Source organism: Nostoc sp. (assembly GCF_036917315.1).
Taxonomy (GTDB): Bacteria; Cyanobacteriota; Cyanobacteriia; order Cyanobacteriales; family Nostocaceae; genus Nostoc.
Genome location: NZ_JBALDR010000002.1, coordinates 130479 through 148159 on the forward strand (window position 1 = coordinate 130479; position 17681 = coordinate 148159).

20 protein-coding genes are annotated in these 17681 nt (G+C 44.4%); 4 read left to right on the forward strand and 16 right to left on the reverse strand.

Annotation, left to right across the window (positions count from 1 at the left end; translation table 11 throughout):
* Nucleotides 1-40: 40 nt before the first annotated feature.
* The 10 genes from rpsQ to rplC form a co-directional block, all read right to left on the reverse strand.
* Nucleotides 41-289: a 30S ribosomal protein S17 gene (gene rpsQ / locus V7K84_RS01230; protein ID WP_094349093.1), complete on the reverse strand. Its 249-nt coding sequence runs from the start codon at nucleotides 287-289 to the stop codon at nucleotides 41-43.
* 6 nt (nucleotides 290-295) lie between these two features.
* Complete coding sequence (rpmC, locus tag V7K84_RS01235) at nucleotides 296-523, reverse strand: 50S ribosomal protein L29 (protein ID WP_179068334.1); 228 nt, start codon at nucleotides 521-523, stop codon at nucleotides 296-298.
* A 3-nt stretch (nucleotides 524-526) separates the two neighbouring features.
* The gene (gene rplP / locus V7K84_RS01240; RefSeq protein ID WP_012410718.1) at nucleotides 527-952 is read right to left on the reverse strand and encodes a 50S ribosomal protein L16; all 426 of its coding nucleotides are present in this window, start codon (nucleotides 950-952) and stop codon (nucleotides 527-529) included.
* An 87-nt stretch (nucleotides 953-1039) separates the two neighbouring features.
* Nucleotides 1040-1822 carry a 30S ribosomal protein S3 gene (gene rpsC, locus V7K84_RS01245; protein WP_334835599.1) on the reverse strand — a complete coding sequence of 261 codons (783 nt, stop codon included), beginning with the start codon at nucleotides 1820-1822 and terminating at the stop codon, nucleotides 1040-1042.
* A gap of 53 nt (nucleotides 1823-1875) precedes the next feature.
* Nucleotides 1876-2232: a 50S ribosomal protein L22 gene (gene rplV, locus V7K84_RS01250; RefSeq protein WP_069070777.1), complete on the reverse strand. Its 357-nt coding sequence runs from the start codon at nucleotides 2230-2232 to the stop codon at nucleotides 1876-1878.
* An 81-nt stretch (nucleotides 2233-2313) separates the two neighbouring features.
* On the reverse strand, nucleotides 2314-2592 hold the full coding sequence (rpsS, locus tag V7K84_RS01255; protein WP_012410721.1) for a 30S ribosomal protein S19: 279 nt from the start codon (nucleotides 2590-2592) through the stop codon (nucleotides 2314-2316).
* 106 nt (nucleotides 2593-2698) lie between these two features.
* On the reverse strand, nucleotides 2699-3562 hold the full coding sequence (rplB, locus tag V7K84_RS01260) for a 50S ribosomal protein L2 (RefSeq protein WP_094349090.1): 864 nt from the start codon (nucleotides 3560-3562) through the stop codon (nucleotides 2699-2701).
* Nucleotides 3563-3692: 130 nt separating this feature from the next.
* A complete protein-coding gene (locus tag V7K84_RS01265) occupies nucleotides 3693-4007 on the reverse strand; it encodes a 50S ribosomal protein L23 (RefSeq protein ID WP_094349089.1) in 315 nt (104 codons plus the stop codon).
* A complete protein-coding gene (gene rplD, locus V7K84_RS01270; RefSeq protein WP_094349088.1) occupies nucleotides 4000-4638 on the reverse strand; it encodes a 50S ribosomal protein L4 in 639 nt (212 codons plus the stop codon). Before rplD ends, V7K84_RS01265 begins: the two co-directional genes overlap by 8 nt.
* 89 nt (nucleotides 4639-4727) lie before the next feature.
* Complete coding sequence (gene rplC, locus V7K84_RS01275; RefSeq protein WP_334835602.1) at nucleotides 4728-5360, reverse strand: 50S ribosomal protein L3; 633 nt, start codon at nucleotides 5358-5360, stop codon at nucleotides 4728-4730.
* Nucleotides 5361-6174: 814 nt separating this feature from the next.
* On the opposite strand from rplC, the gene V7K84_RS01280 reads away from it, so the two are divergent.
* Entirely contained in the window at nucleotides 6175-6324 is a 150-nt protein-coding gene (locus tag V7K84_RS01280) for a hypothetical protein (protein ID WP_334835604.1), read from the forward strand.
* A gap of 94 nt (nucleotides 6325-6418) precedes the next feature.
* Complete coding sequence (locus tag V7K84_RS01285) at nucleotides 6419-6895, forward strand: NAD(P)H-quinone oxidoreductase subunit N (protein ID WP_179068328.1); 477 nt, start codon at nucleotides 6419-6421, stop codon at nucleotides 6893-6895.
* A 42-nt stretch (nucleotides 6896-6937) separates the two neighbouring features.
* On the opposite strand, the gene V7K84_RS01290 is transcribed toward V7K84_RS01285, so the two are convergent.
* From V7K84_RS01290 to V7K84_RS01300, 3 genes are all read right to left on the reverse strand, one after another.
* The gene (locus V7K84_RS01290; protein ID WP_334835607.1) at nucleotides 6938-7411 is read right to left on the reverse strand and encodes a GNAT family N-acetyltransferase; all 474 of its coding nucleotides are present in this window, start codon (nucleotides 7409-7411) and stop codon (nucleotides 6938-6940) included.
* A gap of 515 nt (nucleotides 7412-7926) precedes the next feature.
* Entirely contained in the window at nucleotides 7927-11244 is a 3318-nt protein-coding gene (locus V7K84_RS01295; RefSeq protein ID WP_334835609.1) for an efflux RND transporter permease subunit, read from the reverse strand.
* Nucleotides 11245-11312: 68 nt separating this feature from the next.
* Nucleotides 11313-12752, reverse strand: a complete 1440-nt coding sequence (locus tag V7K84_RS01300) for an efflux RND transporter periplasmic adaptor subunit (protein ID WP_334835612.1) — start codon at nucleotides 12750-12752, stop codon at nucleotides 11313-11315.
* A 530-nt stretch (nucleotides 12753-13282) separates the two neighbouring features.
* Here V7K84_RS01300 and V7K84_RS01305 point away from each other — a divergent pair.
* On the forward strand, nucleotides 13283-13822 hold the full coding sequence (locus V7K84_RS01305; protein ID WP_334835614.1) for a phycobiliprotein lyase: 540 nt from the start codon (nucleotides 13283-13285) through the stop codon (nucleotides 13820-13822).
* A 264-nt stretch (nucleotides 13823-14086) separates the two neighbouring features.
* Nucleotides 14087-14404, forward strand: coding sequence for an RNA recognition motif domain-containing protein (locus V7K84_RS01310; RefSeq protein ID WP_099102602.1), 318 nt, complete (start codon nucleotides 14087-14089; stop codon nucleotides 14402-14404).
* Nucleotides 14405-14659: 255 nt separating this feature from the next.
* Here V7K84_RS01310 and V7K84_RS01315 read toward each other — a convergent pair whose 3' ends face one another.
* The 3 genes from V7K84_RS01315 to V7K84_RS01325 all read right to left on the reverse strand — a co-directional run bounded on the left by V7K84_RS01315 (nucleotide 14660) and on the right by V7K84_RS01325 (nucleotide 17654).
* Nucleotides 14660-14836, reverse strand: coding sequence for a hypothetical protein (locus V7K84_RS01315; protein ID WP_289799254.1), 177 nt, complete (start codon nucleotides 14834-14836; stop codon nucleotides 14660-14662).
* A 314-nt stretch (nucleotides 14837-15150) separates the two neighbouring features.
* Entirely contained in the window at nucleotides 15151-15909 is a 759-nt protein-coding gene (locus V7K84_RS01320) for a YebC/PmpR family DNA-binding transcriptional regulator (RefSeq protein WP_334835618.1), read from the reverse strand.
* Nucleotides 15910-16085: 176 nt separating this feature from the next.
* Nucleotides 16086-17654: a metallophosphoesterase family protein gene (locus tag V7K84_RS01325; protein WP_334835620.1), complete on the reverse strand. Its 1569-nt coding sequence runs from the start codon at nucleotides 17652-17654 to the stop codon at nucleotides 16086-16088.
* Between the last annotated feature and the right edge of the window lie 27 nt (nucleotides 17655-17681).

The following is a 17681-nucleotide window of genomic DNA, read 5'->3' on the forward strand; positions in this document are numbered from 1 at the left end:
TCTCCCTTGTAATGTTGTTAGTTTCTAACAACGATGAGGTTTAAGTAGGCTTGACGTTCAGGACTTCTGTGATTTTCCAGCGCTTGGTTTTACTCAGGGGTCTAGTTTCCTGAATGCGAACGCGATCGCCTACTTTACACTGATTTTCTTCGTCGTGAACTTTATATCGTTGGGTGTTAACCACAATCTTGCCGTACTTGGGGTGAGGAGCGCGGTTTTCTATGGCGACTACCACAGTTTTTTGCATTTTATCGCTCACTACCAAGCCAACTCGTTCTTTAACTGCCATAATCTCCTACTTCTTTTCTTTAGCCGATTGACTTGCTGCCCGTTTGCGTTCTGTTTCTAGCGTCAGCAATTGGGCTAGGCGGTGGCGCAATTGTCGAAACTGATGGGGCTTTTCTAGTTGTCTGGTGGCTTTTTGCAAGCGCAACTGAAATAGTTGTCTTTTGATCGCGACAATTTCATCAGAGAGCTTCTCGTCGCTTAATTCTCTAGCTTCTGAAATTTTGGGAAGAGGCATAAGCTACTCCTGCTCCTGTGGTTGAGAGCGCACAATAAACTTAGTTTTGATGGGCAGTTTAAATGAAGCCAAACGCATCGCTTCACGAGCGATTTCTTCAGAAACCCCACCGATTTCAAACAAAATTCGTCCTGGCTTGACTACAGCTACCCAAAACTCTGGATTACCTTTACCAGAACCCATCCGGGTTTCAGCAGGACGCATGGTTACAGGTTTATCAGGGAAAATCCGAATCCAGATTTGTCCACCCCGACGAATATAACGAGTCATTGCCCGACGGGAAGCCTCGATTTGACGCGAGGTAATCCAAGCAGGTTCTTGAGCTTGGAGTGCAAAATCACCGAAGTTGAGGGTACTACCACGGGTGGCTAGTCCTTCCATCCGTCCCCGCTGTTGTTTGCGGAATTTAGTTCTTCTAGGGCTTAACATGGTTTGTCATTTGTCATTTGTCATTTGTCATTTGTCATTTGTCATTTGCCATCTGCCATTTACTAATGACTAATGACTAATGACGATTTATCCTTCATTTGAGCGGTCTTCAAATTGCTGGCGACGACGTTGTTGTTGACGGCGACGAGGTTCCCGATCGCGATCGCGGGGGTCACGTTCGCGATCGCGGCTTGCTGGTGGTAACGGTTCTGGTTCCTGTCCAGGAATAATTTCTCCCTTAAACACCCATACTTTGATACCCAAAATGCCGTAAACAGTTTTTGCTGTGCAATAAGAGTAGTCAATGTCAGCCCGTAAGGTATGTAAAGGTACTCTACCTTCACGAGTCCACTCTGTCCGGGCAATTTCTGCACCGTTGAGGCGACCGCTAACTTGGATTTTAATACCTTGAACGCCAGCGCGTTGGGCACGTTGAATTGACTGTCTCACTACCCGCCGAAAGGAAACCCGACGTTCCAATTGTTGAGCAATGTATTCAGCAATTAGGTAGGCATCAGCATCAACTCGTTGAACTTCAACTACGTTAATCCGAATTTGACGATTACTACCCAACAATCCTTGGAGTCCGGTACGTAAGGATTCAATACCTTGTCCACCACGACCCACTACAACACCAGGTCTAGCTGTGCGTACTTCTAAGTCGATTTGGTCAGCTTTGCGCTCAATCCGCACTTCGGAAATTCCGGCGTTGTTTTGAGCCTGTCTACCCAGCTTTTGTTCTATGTATTGACGGAGTTTGTAATCTTCTTGTAGAAGTTCTGGATAACGATCTGGAACAGCAAACCAACGGGATTGATGTTCATGTGTAATACCCAGGCGAAAACCAACTGGATGAATCTTCTGTCCCACGAATGCTTCCTCTAAAATTTCTTACTTTACGCAATTTATTCGTGTAAACGTGCTTATTTTTCTGGAGCAGCTGCAACGGCCACAGTAATATGACACGTCGGCTTGCGAATTTGGTAAGCTCGACCCTGCGCTCTTGGTTGGAAGCGCTTCAACGGCGGACCTTGATCGGCATAAGCCTGAGTAATCACTAGTTGAGTCCGATCTAACCCAGCGTTGTGTTCGGCATTGGCAGCAGCGCTTCTGAGAACCTTCAAGATGGGTTCAGTGGCGCGATAGGGCATGAATTCCAGGATGATTAACGCTTCTCGGTAAGATCGCCCGCGGATTTGATCGAGTACCCGACGCACTTTGTAAGCCGAGATGCGGATAAAACGAGCGATCGCTTTTACTTCAGTAGTATTAGTAGCCATAATTTTCTCCAATTTTGTCATTTGTCATTTGTCATTTGTCACTTGTCTTTAGCTAATGACTAATGACGTAATAACTAATAACTACCTACCTGCTTTTTTGTCGCTTTTCCCATGACCCCTGTAGGTTCGTGTCGGGGCAAATTCACCCAACTTATGTCCTACCATCTGTTCATTGACAAAAACGGGAACGTGTTGGCGTCCGTTGTGAACAGCTATAGTATGACCTACCATCAGAGGCAAAATTGTCGAAGCTCGTGACCAAGTTTTAATAACTTCTTTTCTGTTATTGTCGTTGAGCTTTTCAATTTTCTTTAGGAGATGATCCGCAACGAAAGGACCTTTTTTTAGAGAACGACCCATAGTTCAATTTTGGATTTAGGATTTAGGAATTAGGAGTGAGGAGTTAGGAGTGAGGAGTTAATAAGTTAGATTCAACTCATAACTCATACTCATAACTTATAACTCTTTAAGATTCACGACCACCGCGACCGCGTTTAGAAGACTTACGACGACGACGCACAATCAACTTGCTGCTAAGTTTCTTGCGATTGCGTGTCTTCGCACCCAATGTGGGTTTACCCCAAGGTGTAACAGGCCCCGATCTACCGATAGGCGCTCTACCTTCACCACCACCATGTGGGTGATCCACTGGGTTCATGACGCTACCTCTAACCTTAGGACGGCGACCTTTCCAGCGATTTCGTCCGGCTTTACCTGCACTCAGGTTTCTCGCATCGGTGTTGCCTACTTGCCCAATGGTGGCGTAGCACTCACGCCGAATCAAGCGGACTTCTCCTGAAGGCAACTTGAGAGTCACGTAATTACCTTCTTTGGCCACGACTTGGGCGCTAGCACCAGCAGCACGTACAATTTGACCACCTTTACCAGGAGTGAATTCTACGTTGTGAACACTAGTACCTAAGGGAATCTTCCAGAGTGGTAAGGCATTACCATCTTCAAAGGGAGAATCAGGCCCAGAAACAATTATTGTTCCAACTTTCAACCCGTTGGGGTGAAGTATGTACCGTTTTTCGCCATCTTGGTAATACAAAAGGGCAATTCTGGCATTGCGGTTAGGATCGTATTCAATCGCTGCGACTTTGGCAGGAATATTATGTTTATCCCTTTTAAAATCGATGATCCGATAAAGTTGTTTGTGTCCGCCACCCCGGCGACGACTAGTAATCCGTCCGTGATTATTCCGACCTTTGGCACGATGCTTCGAGGTTGTTAAGGATTTTTCTGGCTCGGTTCTGGTAATTTCCGCAAAGTCAGAAATTGTAACTTGGCGAGTGCTAGGGGTATAAGGGCGATAAGAACGGGTACCCATATTTTTAAGTGCTGAGTGCTAAGTGCTGAGGAGCCAGTGCGTTGCGGAGGTTCCCCCCGTTGCAGTAACTGGCGTTGCTGAGTGTTGAATGTTGAGTTCAGTAACTCTTAACTCCTAACTCACAACTTTTTTAGACTTCTGGGAATAGAACTTGTCTAATCTTGTCTTCATCCCCAGGTGCGACGGTGACAATTGCTCGCTTATATTGGGGTTTATAACCAATAAATTTACCAACGCGCCGCTTTTTACGCGGTGGTAGGATGGTGTTGACTTTTACAACCTTGACCTGAAACAAGTCTTCGATCGCAGCCTTGATTTCTGGCTTAGATGCCTTTGGAATTACTTCAAAGGTGTACTTGTTTTGCTCCATCAAGATGGTCGCTTTTTCGGTGACGATTGGGCGACGTACTAAGTCGGCAAGGTCGCGGGGGTCAAAGCTAGGCACTGTAGACCTCCTGAATTTTTTCTAGGGCTGATGCCGTAACTACAATTTTGTCAGCGTGCAGTAAATCAAAAACATTTAGCTGGTCGGCTGCAATTAGTTTTAAATTTTCAATGTTGCGGGCTGATAAATAAACGTTATCTGTATCCGCAATTTCAGACAAAATTAACAGTGCCTTGCTTTCTGGTACTATTCCCCAACGGGCAAGCGCTGCCACTAAGTCTTTAGTTTTGGGGCGAGATAGCTCGGTGCTAAATTCTTCTACTACGATCAAGTCGTCAATACGACCGACAAATGCTGTCCGCAGTGCTAAACGTCGCTCTTTGCGGTTCAATTTCAGGTCGAAGTCTCTAGGCTTTGGCCCAAAGATCACACCACCACCACGCCACAATGGTGAACGAATAGACCCTGCACGAGCGCGACCAGTACCTTTTTGCCGCCAAGGTTTACGGCCGCCACCTCTGACTTCAGCACGAGTTTTTGTGCTGGCATTTCCTTGACGAGCATTAGTCAATTGCCGTACTAAGGCGCGGTGCACAATATGAGACGCTGTTCCTTCTTTGGCAACGCGCAACTCGAAGGTCGTCTCACCGACCTGTTCTCCTTGCCAATTTTTAACTACGCTTTCAACCATCTTTGTTATTTGTCCTTTGTCATTTGTCATTTGTCATTTGTCTTTTGTCCTTAGCCAATGACTACTGACTACTGACTAATGACTTTTGACTATCCCACTGTTTTTGCAGGCACAACACTTACTAGAGCGCCTGGTTTACCAGGAATGGCTCCTTTAATCAGCAATAAGTTGCGTTCTGGGTCAACTCGCACTATGGTCAGTTTGCGGATTGTAATACGTTTTCCACCCAAACGGCCTGCCATCCGCTTACCTGGATAGACACGACCGGGCGTTGTACCAGCACCAATAGAACCGGGCGCTCTGTGGTTTTTGGAACCGTGTGACATTGGACCGCGACCAAAGTTGTTGCGCTTCTGGTTTCCCGCAAAGCCGCGACCAATGCTTGTGCCGACGACATCGACAATTTGACCAGCGCTAAAAATATCTGCTTTAATCTCTTGACCTAAAGCATAATCACTAGAGCCATCGGTGTGATATTCATTTAAGTGACGCAATGCTGGGGCAGATGATTTAGCCAAATGACCCAGTAGTGGTCTGTTTAGTGCCTTGGGTTTGACTTCGCCATAACCAACTTGAATGGCAAAGTAACCGTCGGTTTCTTTCGTTTTAACTTGTGTAACGGTGCATGGCCCTGCTTGAATGACAGTTACAGGAATAGATACTCCTGCTTCGTCAAATATTTGAGTCATGCCCAGCTTGGTGCCGAGAATACCTACAGACACAGTAACTGGTTCTCCTTTCTACTTGCTGACCTTGGAATTGGACTTTAGAGGACACGCTTTGTACGCATCAGTTTAGGCTGGGTTAGCCTGCGAAATTTGGAATGGTTTCAATAAACCGCTCCAAATGCTTTCGGACACAACAAACCGTGTCCTTACTGCTTGGTGAATCTGTTTAGCTTCACTCATTAGATCACCAGAACAGCCACAAGTCTCTTCCCGTTGGGAAGGAGTAACTTCTGGAATCAATGCAAGGCGCTACAGCTTTAAGCTGTGTGCAGCAATGCTTTCGTCCAAGCAATTGCTCTGGCACTTTCTGGAGGCAGCGCTGTCGGCGGGTTTTCCGATTTGTACACGCCCCAAGGGCGGCTTCCCGGAGATTGGCTACTGCCGTGTTGCAGTTGGACTTAAGCGGTTGTTACCGCCCAGTATCCGTTAACTGAGACTGACGTAATGCCATGAAACCAACATTGCTGCTCAGTCTTTACTTCCTTAAACACCTTAAACTATTGTTTAAGCTTTTGCCTGCTTTTTTTGAGGCACAGGAGTAAACGTACCTTGGAGCTTAGGATTAACTTTAGTTATTCTTCCATAAGCTCTAATGTTGACCTGAAAGCTTTCTTAGTTTACCAGTCTACGATCAATCTGAGTTAGATTATCCAATTTGGATTAAGTCATCAGTTTTTGATGCTAACACTACCTCAGAATGACAGTAAAAAGTCAACCTAATTTGCGTTTTTGGTCACAATCTAATAATATAAATTATTTATTTATGTTTGTCCAGTAATTTATAGAGCTATTTTTAGGAAGTGGGGGAGTGGGGGAGTGGGGGAGTGGGGGAGCAGAGGAGCAGGGGAGCAGGGGAGCAGAGGAGCAGGGGAGCAGGGGAGCAGGGGAGCAGGGGAGCAGGGGAGCAGGGGAGCAGGGGAGCAGGGGAGCAGGGGAGCAGGGGAGCAGAGGAGAATAATTTATCCCCAATGCCCAATACCCAAAAAAATGCTTTTAATCTATCGGTTCAGGGTAAATAATAGAGATATCTAAGTGGGATAAGACGAAAATCTATGGCACTAATTACCACTGGCAACGGTTTAATCCGCGATCTGGAAAAGTTTGGCGCTCTTGGTGTGTATGTACCTCTAGAAGGGGGTTATGAAGGTCGATATCAGCGCCGAATACGGGCAGCTGGCTATACTACCCTCCACATTACCGCTAAAGGACTGGGTGACGTAGCTGCGTATCTCACAAGAATTCATGGAGTCAGACCTCCTCATCTTGGGAAGAAAAGCACTGGTAGTGGTGCAGCAGTGGGTCAGGTTTACTATCTGCCGCCAATTCTCAATTCTCATCTAGAACAGTTACCACCAAAGTCAAAGGGGCTGGTCTTGTGGATTATTGAAGGGCATATTCTTTCTAATGAGGAAGTTGAGTATTTAACGAATTTGCCTCAGCTAGAACCACGAGTGAAAGTCATTATTGAGAGAGGTGGCGATCGCTCTTTCCGTTGGACTTCTCTAGAAAAAACTCTGTTAGCTAGTTAGTCATTAGTCATTAGTCATTAGTCATTTGCTCATAACTAATGACTAATGACTCAATTCAATCAGCATTTCAATAATGCTGAAGCGAAAACCACAAGATGCAAATAACCGCCGTGAAGCCTCGTTAGCAATTGCTGTATCTAGACGAATTTGCTTGACGCCCATCTGATGAAAGCGTTCAACACTCAGCATCACCATCTGCCGCGCAATCCCCTTTTTGCGATATTCTGGCTCAACCCAGATATCATGAATAAAAGCAAATTCTTGTAACCGATAAATTGGTATTTCTCGCTCAATTGTTCCTATAAGAAATCCTGCAATTTGCCCTTCATTTTCGGATACTAAAAATACAGTGCGATCGCTATTTGCTAAACGTGTCAACCATTGTTCATAACGCTGTTCTGGATGCGGTAGAAAACCATACTTAGCAGAATCCCAAGACTCATGCAAAGCACAAATTTTGGCAACCATTGGTAAAACTGCGGGTACGTCAGTTATCGTGGCGGGGCGGATCAGCATAAGCTTTCAAGCAGAAAAAGCACAAACAAGAAAGAATGCCTTGCAGTGAGGTATTAGTTTTTATTCACTTACTCGTTGATGGCACAGACCAAGCTGAAAATAAAATAGAAAATTCAGATTTCAAGTTGATCCGAAAGGATGTGATTGAGAGATTTAAGAAGATTATAGACCAGACATCAGCTAGTTAACGATGCAACGCCGCTTTACTTTAACGTGAGTTCGACAAGTCTTATTTGACCTCTCCCCCAGCCCCTCTCCGACGCGGAGAGGGGAGCAAAAAGCTTAATTTTTCGTTTCTCCTCCCTTTCCGTTTCGGAGAGGGAGGCTGGGAGGGAGAGGTTCATCGAACTCACGTTACTTTAAAGCGAATAAGAAACCTCACCCTGGTTCTGCTACGCAAAACCTGTCCCTCTCCTTAGTAAGAAGAGGGATGTCCGTTAGGACAGGGTAAGGTTTTTGTTTTGGGTAATTCGATAAACTGTGTACACTGTTTTACGTTAATCCCAATTGGGGATTTAAATAAATTTTTTCGTAAATCCACGCAATCGGGTTAACACTGGCTTTGCCCAATTTCCACCTAGCAAATCGTGCAGCAGAATATAAAAACAGGGGATGATAAATAGTGTCAGCATTGTTGCGATCGCCATCCCAAAGAAAACTACAATCCCTAAAGGCTGCAAAAACTCAGAACCTTCGCCAATACCCAATGCCAAAGGAAACAGTCCCAAGATAGTGGTGACAGTAGTCATGATAATTGGGCGCAAGCGTTGAGGAGCAGCTTTCATAATCGCAATTTGGCGACTACAACCTTCTTCGTCCCGAATTTGGTTTGCTAGTTCCACCATGAGAATCCCTGCATTCACCACAATTCCCACCAGCAGGACGACGCCAACAATTACAGTTGCGCCAATTGCAGTTTTGGTAATGTAAAGTCCAAAAATTCCTCCAGCTAAGGCTAGTGGTACGGTGAACATAATTACCAATGGGTCAATCAGCGAATTGTATTGTACCGCCATGACTACAAAGATTAAGAACGTCGCCAACGCCCCCAAAGTTTTTAAAGCATCCTGAAGTTGTTGATTAGTTTCTTGGGCAGAACTAGGCACAATGGAAACGCCATCAGGTAAGTCTACATCCTGGAGTACCTCGTTTACTTCTGCGATCGCTTCACCAAGACTAGCTCCCTCGCTGAGATTTCCTGCGACAATAAAAGCTTGGCGCTGATTAATCCGTTGCACCTCACCAGGTGCTTGACCTTCTTGAATGTTCGCAACATCTGAAAGGCGGATTAGTTGATTGTTTTCTGTAAATAGCGGTAATTGCTCTAGCTGAGAAGGACGTTGAATCGCTTCTTTATTTAGTTGCACCCGCACATCAACTAAACGATTACCGCGTTGAATTTGTGTGGGAACTGAACCTTCAATTGCTGTTTGAACTGTTGCACCAATTTGTTGAGCGCTCAACCCTAAAGCTGAAACCCGTTCCCAGTCAGGGCGAATTTGGATTTCCGGTTGTCGGGGGTCGGCATCTGGTCGGAATGTCGCTAATTTTGCCCTTTCCTGCAATGCTTGCAGTACTTGCGCCCCTGCTTGCGTTAAGTTTTCTTCATTCTCACCTTGCAGAATCACGTCAACTTCTGACCCTTGCACTGGAGAATTACTCAAGATTAAACCCCGCACCTGACCAGGATTGAGGCGCAGCAGAATTCCTGCTAAGTTGAGTTTGTTAAATTCCTGAGTTACTTTTTTGACGAAGGCTTCGACATCTGTGCCTGGTTTTAGATTGATAGTGCTGCTGGCACGTAAAGGATTCTCTGTAGTATTGCTACCAAACAAAGAACCACCCACAGTTGTAAAAGCAGACTCGGTTTCTGGTTGTTTGAGCAAAATGTCATCGACAATTTGCATAACTTTTTCAGAAGTTGCTAAAGGTGTACCGGGAGGAAACTGCGCTCTTAAGTTAGCTTGACCAGTACTGATGCGGGGTAAAATTTCTTGGGGAATTTGACCAAACATAAAGAAACTGCTGCCTCCTAAAATTACCAAAGCAGCAGTTACTACAAACAATCGATACCGTAAAACCTTGGTTAAGAAGTTACCGTATCCCCGCGTCGCATCTTCAAATCGGTGATTAAACTGTCTAAGCAGCCAAAATTCGCTAATTCGACTAGACCAGCGGATTCCCAAAAGTCGAGAAGACAGCATCGGTACTACTGTGATGGCGACAACAAGGGATGCTGCGACTGCAAAGCTAATTGTCAGAATTAGTTCATTAAATAGCAGTGCAATAAAGCCGCCAATTAAAAGGAATGGCACTACAGAAACTAAGTTGGCACCTGTAGCAGCAACTAAAGCAGATTCTACTTCTTGGGAAGCTGCGATCGCACTGTCAATAAAGAATTTAGAATTTCTCCCCTTCCCCTCTGCTCCTCTGCTTATCTGCTCCCCTGCCTCCATCTCTCTCTGATTGGGAGTCATCCCTGTTTTCTCGGAAATGTTCTCCAAGATCACAACCGATGTATCAATTGCTTGACCGACTCCTAATGTCAGACCTGCCAAGCTAAAAACATTCAAGGTTAAACCAAATATTCTCATTAAAGCGATCGCTGCCAGAGTACACAGCGGAATCGTCAAACTGATAATAAATGTTTGCCTGAACGATCCCAAAAATAACAACACTGCTGCTGCTGCTAACAATGCCCCGGAAATCCCCGAAAAGATGACATCATTTAAAGAATTGCGGATAAAGACAGATTCATCTGTGGTGGGACTCAAAGTCATGTCTGCTGGAATTAAACCTGATTGCCGTAATTGTTCAATTCGCCGCTTTACAGCATCTACAACTGTAATTGTGTTGGCTTCTGGCTGCTTTTGAATTGAAAATTTTACCGCAGGCTGACGGTTGAGGTAAACAAATACTCGCTGTTCTTCTGTATCGTCAATTACCTCTGCAAAGTCTCGCAAGTAGACGCGGCGGGAAGGTGTAGGTGTAGTAGTGGGAGTGGTAGTAGTATTACTGCTATTAGTGGTATTAGCACTAGCAGGAGAAGAAGAGGAAACTTCTAAAGAAAGGTTTTCAATTTCCTTGGCATTTTGGAAACGTCCGACAGTCCGAGTCAATGGCTCAGAATTTTGCCCCAGAATCCGACCACCAGAAGTATCTTGGTTACGGGCTGTTAATTCATCTAAGACATCATTTAACCCGACACCCAAAGCTTGTAATCGGTTTAAGTCAACAAGTATCCGTACTTCCTCCTCTGCACCCCCAGATACATCAACAGAAGCGACTCCCGGCACTACACTGAGTTCACGGTTTAACTCTTCATCAGCAAATACGCGTAACTCTTTACCTGGCAAGGAAGCAGAGGTCAGTGCCAATTCATAAACCGGCAATTGAGAAGGATCGACTTTAAATAAGCGCGGCTCCTCTATCGTATCTGGCAGTTGTCCTCGACCTCGGTTAAAAGCAGCAGTAGCATCGTTTAGGGCTTGGTCAATATCGCCCCCTGGTTGGAAGTATAAATCGAGGCTTACCTGTCCCTCACGGGTGCGCGAAAAAACCTGTACTACATTCTCGGTTGCTGCTAAAGCTTCTTCTAAGGGTCTGGTGATTTCATCTACTGCTACTTCTGGTGAAATACCAGGGGCTTCTAGCCGAACCCCTATTCGGGGATAGGTAATTGATGGTAGAAGATCGACTTGGATCGTTGTGAGAAAAAATACCCCAATGACAATTACTGCCACGGTGAGCATGAGTGTGCCAATGTGTTGGCGGATAGCGATCGCACTAAGGCTAAATCCGCCATTGCCATTATTATTGTTTGCCTGTTGCATGATACTAAGTGATAAGTGCTGACTACTGAGTACTTTTTTCTTTGGAATGGTGGTTATTGCTCACCCTACTATTGCTTTTCTGAAAGAATTGAAAGACTCACAGTGTCACCTTCTTTTAACGGCTTACCACTACGAACAACATAGCGCTCTCCCGCTTGCAAACCGGATAAAATTTCCACTTTGCTATCAGCCTTTTGTCCTAAGGTGACAGCACGCGTCGCTACTTTCGTCTTACCATCTGTGTCTTTCACCACAAATAGCGTCCCCGATGGGTTTTTTTGCTCTTTTTCTGCTCCCTTTGCTGCCCCTGCTGGTTTTTGAATGGCTGTTTGCGGCACTACTACGCGCTGTTGAGTCTGGGTTTGAAAATTGACTCGCGCCAGCAATCCGCTGCCAATCTTCCCTTGAGTGTTAGAAATCACTACTTCTACAGGTATCAAGCGAGCTGTGGCATCGGCAGCTGGGGAAATGCGCGTAACTCTGCCAATTAATGCTTCTTTAGGGAAGGCATCTAAACGGACTTGTACAGACTGTCCAACTTGAATTTGTGCCAGTTCTAATTCGGAAACTTGCACAACGACTTTGACACGGTTAAAGTCGCCAATTTTCAAAACTTCGCTACCTGCTTGCAGCAGGTTTCCTGGTTCTGTCACCTTTTCTGTAACTATGCCAGCGATTGGAGATACCAACCGAGCATAAGACCTACGCTCTTTGGTTTGGGCAACCAATGCTTGTTGAGCAAGTACTCTACCTTGGGCAGCAGCGACGGCTTGCTGTTCTGTCCGAACTTGTTCTTGGGCTGCCCGGAGTGCCTGGGCGGCTGTTTTTGCCTGGGTACGTGCTTGCTGGGCAGTTTGTTCAGCGATCGCTCCAGCTTTGAACAACCTCTGCTGCCGTTCTGAGTCTGCCTGAGCTTGTACTACTTCTAACCGCGCCCGTTCAACGTCTGCACGGGCATTGCTTACCTGATTAGTTGCCCTAGCTACTTCTGATTTGAGGGCTGCTAGTTCTGCTTCTGCTTGCTTTAATTCGGTTGAAAGGATGGCATCATCTAACCGCCCGACGTTTTGTCCCTGCTTAACTACATCGCCCACATCTAAGTTCAAAGCCAACAACCGAGCTTCTACTTGCGATCGCACTGATACAATCCGGAAGGGTGTTGTATTACCTGTGTATTCTGGTTGTGTTTGCAGCGTATCAGTTCGAGCGATCGCCACATCTACAGCCGTTGCACCACCACGTTGTCCACTACCAGGACTCTGAGATTGAGCATCAGCCGGTTCTTCTTTGGGTAGCGCTCCACAATTCGCTGTCAGCAGTCCTATGCCCAGCAAACAAGGAATCAATAATATGGATGCAAAAGGGGAAGACACCTTTGTGTCAACGCTACTCTTTGTATCTGCAACAGCTACATCAGTCTTAACAGCTGGGGTATTAATTACCTGGTTAGCGGCTGCCAAAGGTGAGATTTTCGCCTGCTTGTGCGGCTTATTTCTGTCCAAAATCATTTATTTTTATCGTATTTGGGGAGCTTTTTGGGTTAAACAGCCGTGCATTACCAAGTAATTTTGAGACATTATAAATAGTGAAAAGCGGCGAGAGTCAATTGGCTATCTTCTTGCAGAATTTTGTATCAAAAATTACTTTCTATTCAAAAAATTTTCTCACCACTTTAACTCATTACATTGAGTTAGCAGCTTTTTAGCTTCCAATGCAATTCTTAACCCAGTATAAATATTTTTAAATTTCTTGCAATCTGCCCTTAGTAGAAGACTTGCGTTTACTGAATATACGGGACTTTCACACCCCTACTTCTAAAATGGGCAGTATTAAGTAGGTATACTTATGGCTGAAATAAGCAAATTTAATATAGCAAAATACTTAGTAATTTTTACGGACGATCAAATATATTAAGAATAGTAAACATAAGTTGCTTTTTCTAACGCTGTGTATATGGTCAAGCGTAGGCGTAGCCCGTCGTAGACATCGCATATACAGCAAAGAAGAGGGCGATATATTTAGGCCAGGAAAGTAACAAGTGACATCATTGTTAAAAATTGCCCAAACTGCTGATGAAGCCCAGATTTCCGAATTTTTCCAGGAATCGGTGGGTAAGTGGCGATCGCAACGGCGCTATTACACCCTACCCAAGGGAGAAACCAAGGAGATGGAGAGTATAGTTACGATCAATTTTCTCAACCAAGGCTGTGATGAATTGCAAAACCTAGCTCAGATGCACGATTTGTCTGATACAGGTAGTTTGATCTGTGGTGCAGCAGTAACATGGGAAAGTATGGATGTGCTGAAGGACAGGAAAGAGTCGCAAGGTTCAACTATATTTGGAGCTTTAGGAAATATTTTGTATCGCGATCGCGGTTTTGCCATATCCAAACCAGTCACCGCTCAGTATTATTTCTCCAACCCTAAAACAATGTGTTTGCGAACTGAGTACAACGGTTCGGTCTTTGAAGAAGAGTTAAAGTTAATTGGCAGCAAATACCGCACCAGACAAACCATTATCTCCCGTGCTGGTGAGCAGTTAATGATTGGTCAATATTTAGAAAAGAGAGTGGATTAGTCGATCTCCTGGGTGCGGTTCACTAGAGCCTCACCCGTTTTTAGACCAGCCAGCATCTAGCTATTAACCACTTATATAACTTTTTATAACAGTTTTTCAAACTTTTACCCAGAAATTTGGTTGTTATGTCATCATGGGAAGTGAAATGAGAATTAATTCGGCGACAGTGTTTGTTTTTAGTATTGACAGGCTTTTTCCTTTTGGTATTACAGACTTCTCTCCGAAATCTAAATCTCTACAAACTTATGATTTTGGAGACATTCGATGTCAATTTACGTAGGTAACCTCTCATATGATGTTACACAAGATGCGCTGAGTGCTGTATTTGCAGAATATGGTGCTGTAAAGCGTGTTCAACTACCCACTGACCGTGAAACAGGTCGTTTACGCGGCTTTGCTTTCGTGGAAATGAGTTCAGAAGATGAAGAAGCAAAAGCTATTGAAGCTCTTGATGGTGCTGAATGGCTTGGTCGTGACCTTAAGGTAAATAAAGCCAAGCCTAAAGAAGACAGAAGTGGTGGTTCCTTTGGTGGAAACCGTGGTGGTGGCGGTGGCTACAACCGTAGCAACAACCGCTACTAAGCTTAATTGAATTTAGAAAAGGCTCAGGCAGGAATGCTTGAGCCTTTTTTATGCGAAACTTTGACTCTAAATATTTTGCGATCGCTTTAACTTTGATTTTTATGAGACGATCGCACCCTTGAGCAAGTTAATTAAAAAAACCCGCTGATTGGTAGGGATTCCAGCGGGGTTAAATAATACAGTTTTTGTTCAGAGAAACCAACACTAAACTTGATTACAGAGCTACTAGAAACTTTTACGACTAATAGTAACTATTTATAAGTGTTTATGAACTAGTTTTTTAGCATGATGTCTGTGATGTTTAGTATGATGAACTTTAGCAGATTTTACGCTTGTATGATGGATAGTTTTAGCTTGAGCTTGAGATGCAAAAGCGGTTACAGGTGCAGCAAAAATTAGAGCCAAAAGTAAAGCTTTAGCGAACTTATTCACTTGAAAATCCTCATCAGGTAATCAACAATTTAACTATCCAATAGACGTATGTCATAAGTTTGTAATTGAGATGAATCTTTCATGTCTATTTTTACATTCGTCAAATATAGGATTTACTCGGTTAAGGCAAGAGACGCGATGAATCGCCGTCTCTACAATCTAGAATTTTCATCAAAAAAGCTTAATTGAATCGTATTGGGCTTACGTGGAATACTTAGCTAAAAAATACTTGCTGGCATTTCAATCTTAAATGTAACAATCTGGACATCATCCAAATAACTGTGATTTGGCTATGATACTTGAGTTAATTTTGATTAGAAAATGGTGATAGACATCAATTCTTCTGATATTTCAAAGTTAGCTGTGACATTTTGCACGTCATCCAAGCCTTCTAGAGTATCAATTAACTTGAAAAGCGATCGCACCCGATCGGGATCGGTAACTTCTACACTATTACTAGGAATCCAGCGCAATTCGGCATCAGTTACCTTAAAACCTTGATTTTTGAGTGTATGACTAAGGTTTTCTAAATTTCCCATATCAGTAAAAACCTCAGCCATCTCATCTTCAGTCATCTCATAAGACTGGGCAGCGCCTTCTAGTGATGCTTCTAAAAGCTGTTCTTCGTCAACTACACCCTGCACAACACAAACACCTTTTTGTTCAAACATCCAGCTAACGCAACCTGTTTCACCAAGATTGCCACCATTTTTACTAAAAGCTACACGCAAGTCAGCAGCAGTGCGATTGCGATTATCTGTGAGGGCTTCGATTAAAATCGCTACACCACCAGGGCCATAACCTTCGTAGCGAATCGCTTCAAAAGTAGCGCTATCGCCGCCAAAAGTGCCTGCACCTTTAGCGATCGCTCGTTCAATATTATCATTGGGAATACTCGCAGCCTTTGCCTTATCAACTGCTGTGCGAAGTTGAAAATTCAGCGCTGGATCTGGTACGCCGCTTCTAGCCGCAACGATAATCGCCCTGGATAACTGAGTGAAGGTTTTTCCCTTTTTTGCATCTACTAACGCTTTCTGGCGCTTAATATTTGCCCATTTACTATGTCCTGCCATAATTTGAAATTATCATAACTCTATTCAAGATTAGGATATACCTAGCTTTTGTCTCAATGCAAAGGTGCATTTGGTAAAAGTTTGCCAATAGAATCACTCAAAGCAACCCAGCAGCACTGAGATTTGATTTTTAAGTGAGATGGGGAATGGTGTAGTTCAATTACTTCGCATCCCGTTTAGATCGCAAAAGGTTCAAGTTCCGTGTTATGCCACTCTTGTTCAAACCGTTCAGTAATCAATGGTCTGATGATAAACTTGGGCGGGATACCATCCAGAACATCAATCCGCACACATGAATAAGGCAGTCGGTTCTGGAAATTGTAGTTATGACGGCCCACAAATAGCGTTGAATCCGCAACTTTCCGAGTGGGTTTACCTGCAATCTCAGCAAAAGTTTCCATCAATTCAGTCCCTTCTCGCCGTTGATAGCGGGGACGATGACCGCTCCCACCAGAAATAATACAGTTAATATGCGAGTCTGCAAATCCGGTGTCAGTTGTGCAAAGATGCTCCAAACAGTGAGCGTGACCGTTTAAAATCAAATCGACTATGGGACGTTCTTTAATTAGAGTACCAAGAGTTTCTGCCACTTGTTCAAATACCCAGCGCAAACGGTGACGAACCGCCAAAGTTTGTGCCTGATTCCACTTGGTAGCTTCTGTGACGTAGGGAGGATGGTGGAAAAATATTACACGTCCGCGCACTTCAGAGGTGTTCCAAGATTCGATTAGTCTGCTTCGCAACCATTCAAGTTGTTCAAAGTCGATCGCAGGCATTTGATGAGATGCTAGTTGTTTTTCAATGTCGATTTTGATTTCGTTTATTTGGTCTAATTTGGCACTAAAGTCATCAAGTAGTTCCGCTTCGGTGGGTTTATCTGGGTTGAGGCGATCGCATATTCCCAAAATCTCCAATTCTTCTCGATCTATTTCCTGGCGACGCTTTTGCAATTCCCGGCGGTAAATTTCCCCCTCTTGAGTTGCAGGTAAAGGTGAGGGTGTATTAAAGGTATTAGAATCCAGTGCAAAAAAGTCAATCCCGCCGTAACGAAAGGTGTAATAGCGATTGGGTAAACGAGTAAACTGTCCAGGTTCGTAACGCAAACAACGCCCTGTGTCGGTCTTTGCAGTGTAGTGCCGATCTAAATGACGTTCTAACTCTTGTGGAGACATCGCCTGGGTATAGTCCATAAATGCTCGTGCATAAGCATTACCTTGATACGATCCATGCCAGCCAATCTCGATATCTTTGTAGCGGAACAGGCGACGCAGTGATGATGTTGTGCCAGTAAATAAACGGTACATCAACGGCACATCGTAGTAATCATGATTACCAAGTACTGGCAAGAACGGCAGATTAAACACCATACGGTCATAAGGAATGCTTTTCGGATTGTCACCACCGACAAGAAATTCCCGGTAAGGCTCAATAAAGTTTGTTGAATAATATTCTTGGGAACCCACCACATAGATTACATCGCCAGTGTGCAACACAAAGCTGCAATCATCGCGGTGAGGCAGCATCAGTTCGGCAACTTTTCGTTGGGGGTGCTGTCGAGAATGAGATTTAGTGCCGGAATCACCGATAACCATAAAGGAAAATTCTGGATTATCTTGCCTGCGATCGTCAATAACTAGACTGGTTTGGTCAATTCCCCGTTGCACAAAACTTGGATGCATCCACCGCACCCGTTCCTTCATTTTTTGAATTTTCACAGGAATCGGTGGATCGGAAATCAATTTCATGGCTGATAACTCTTGAATGCCTAACGC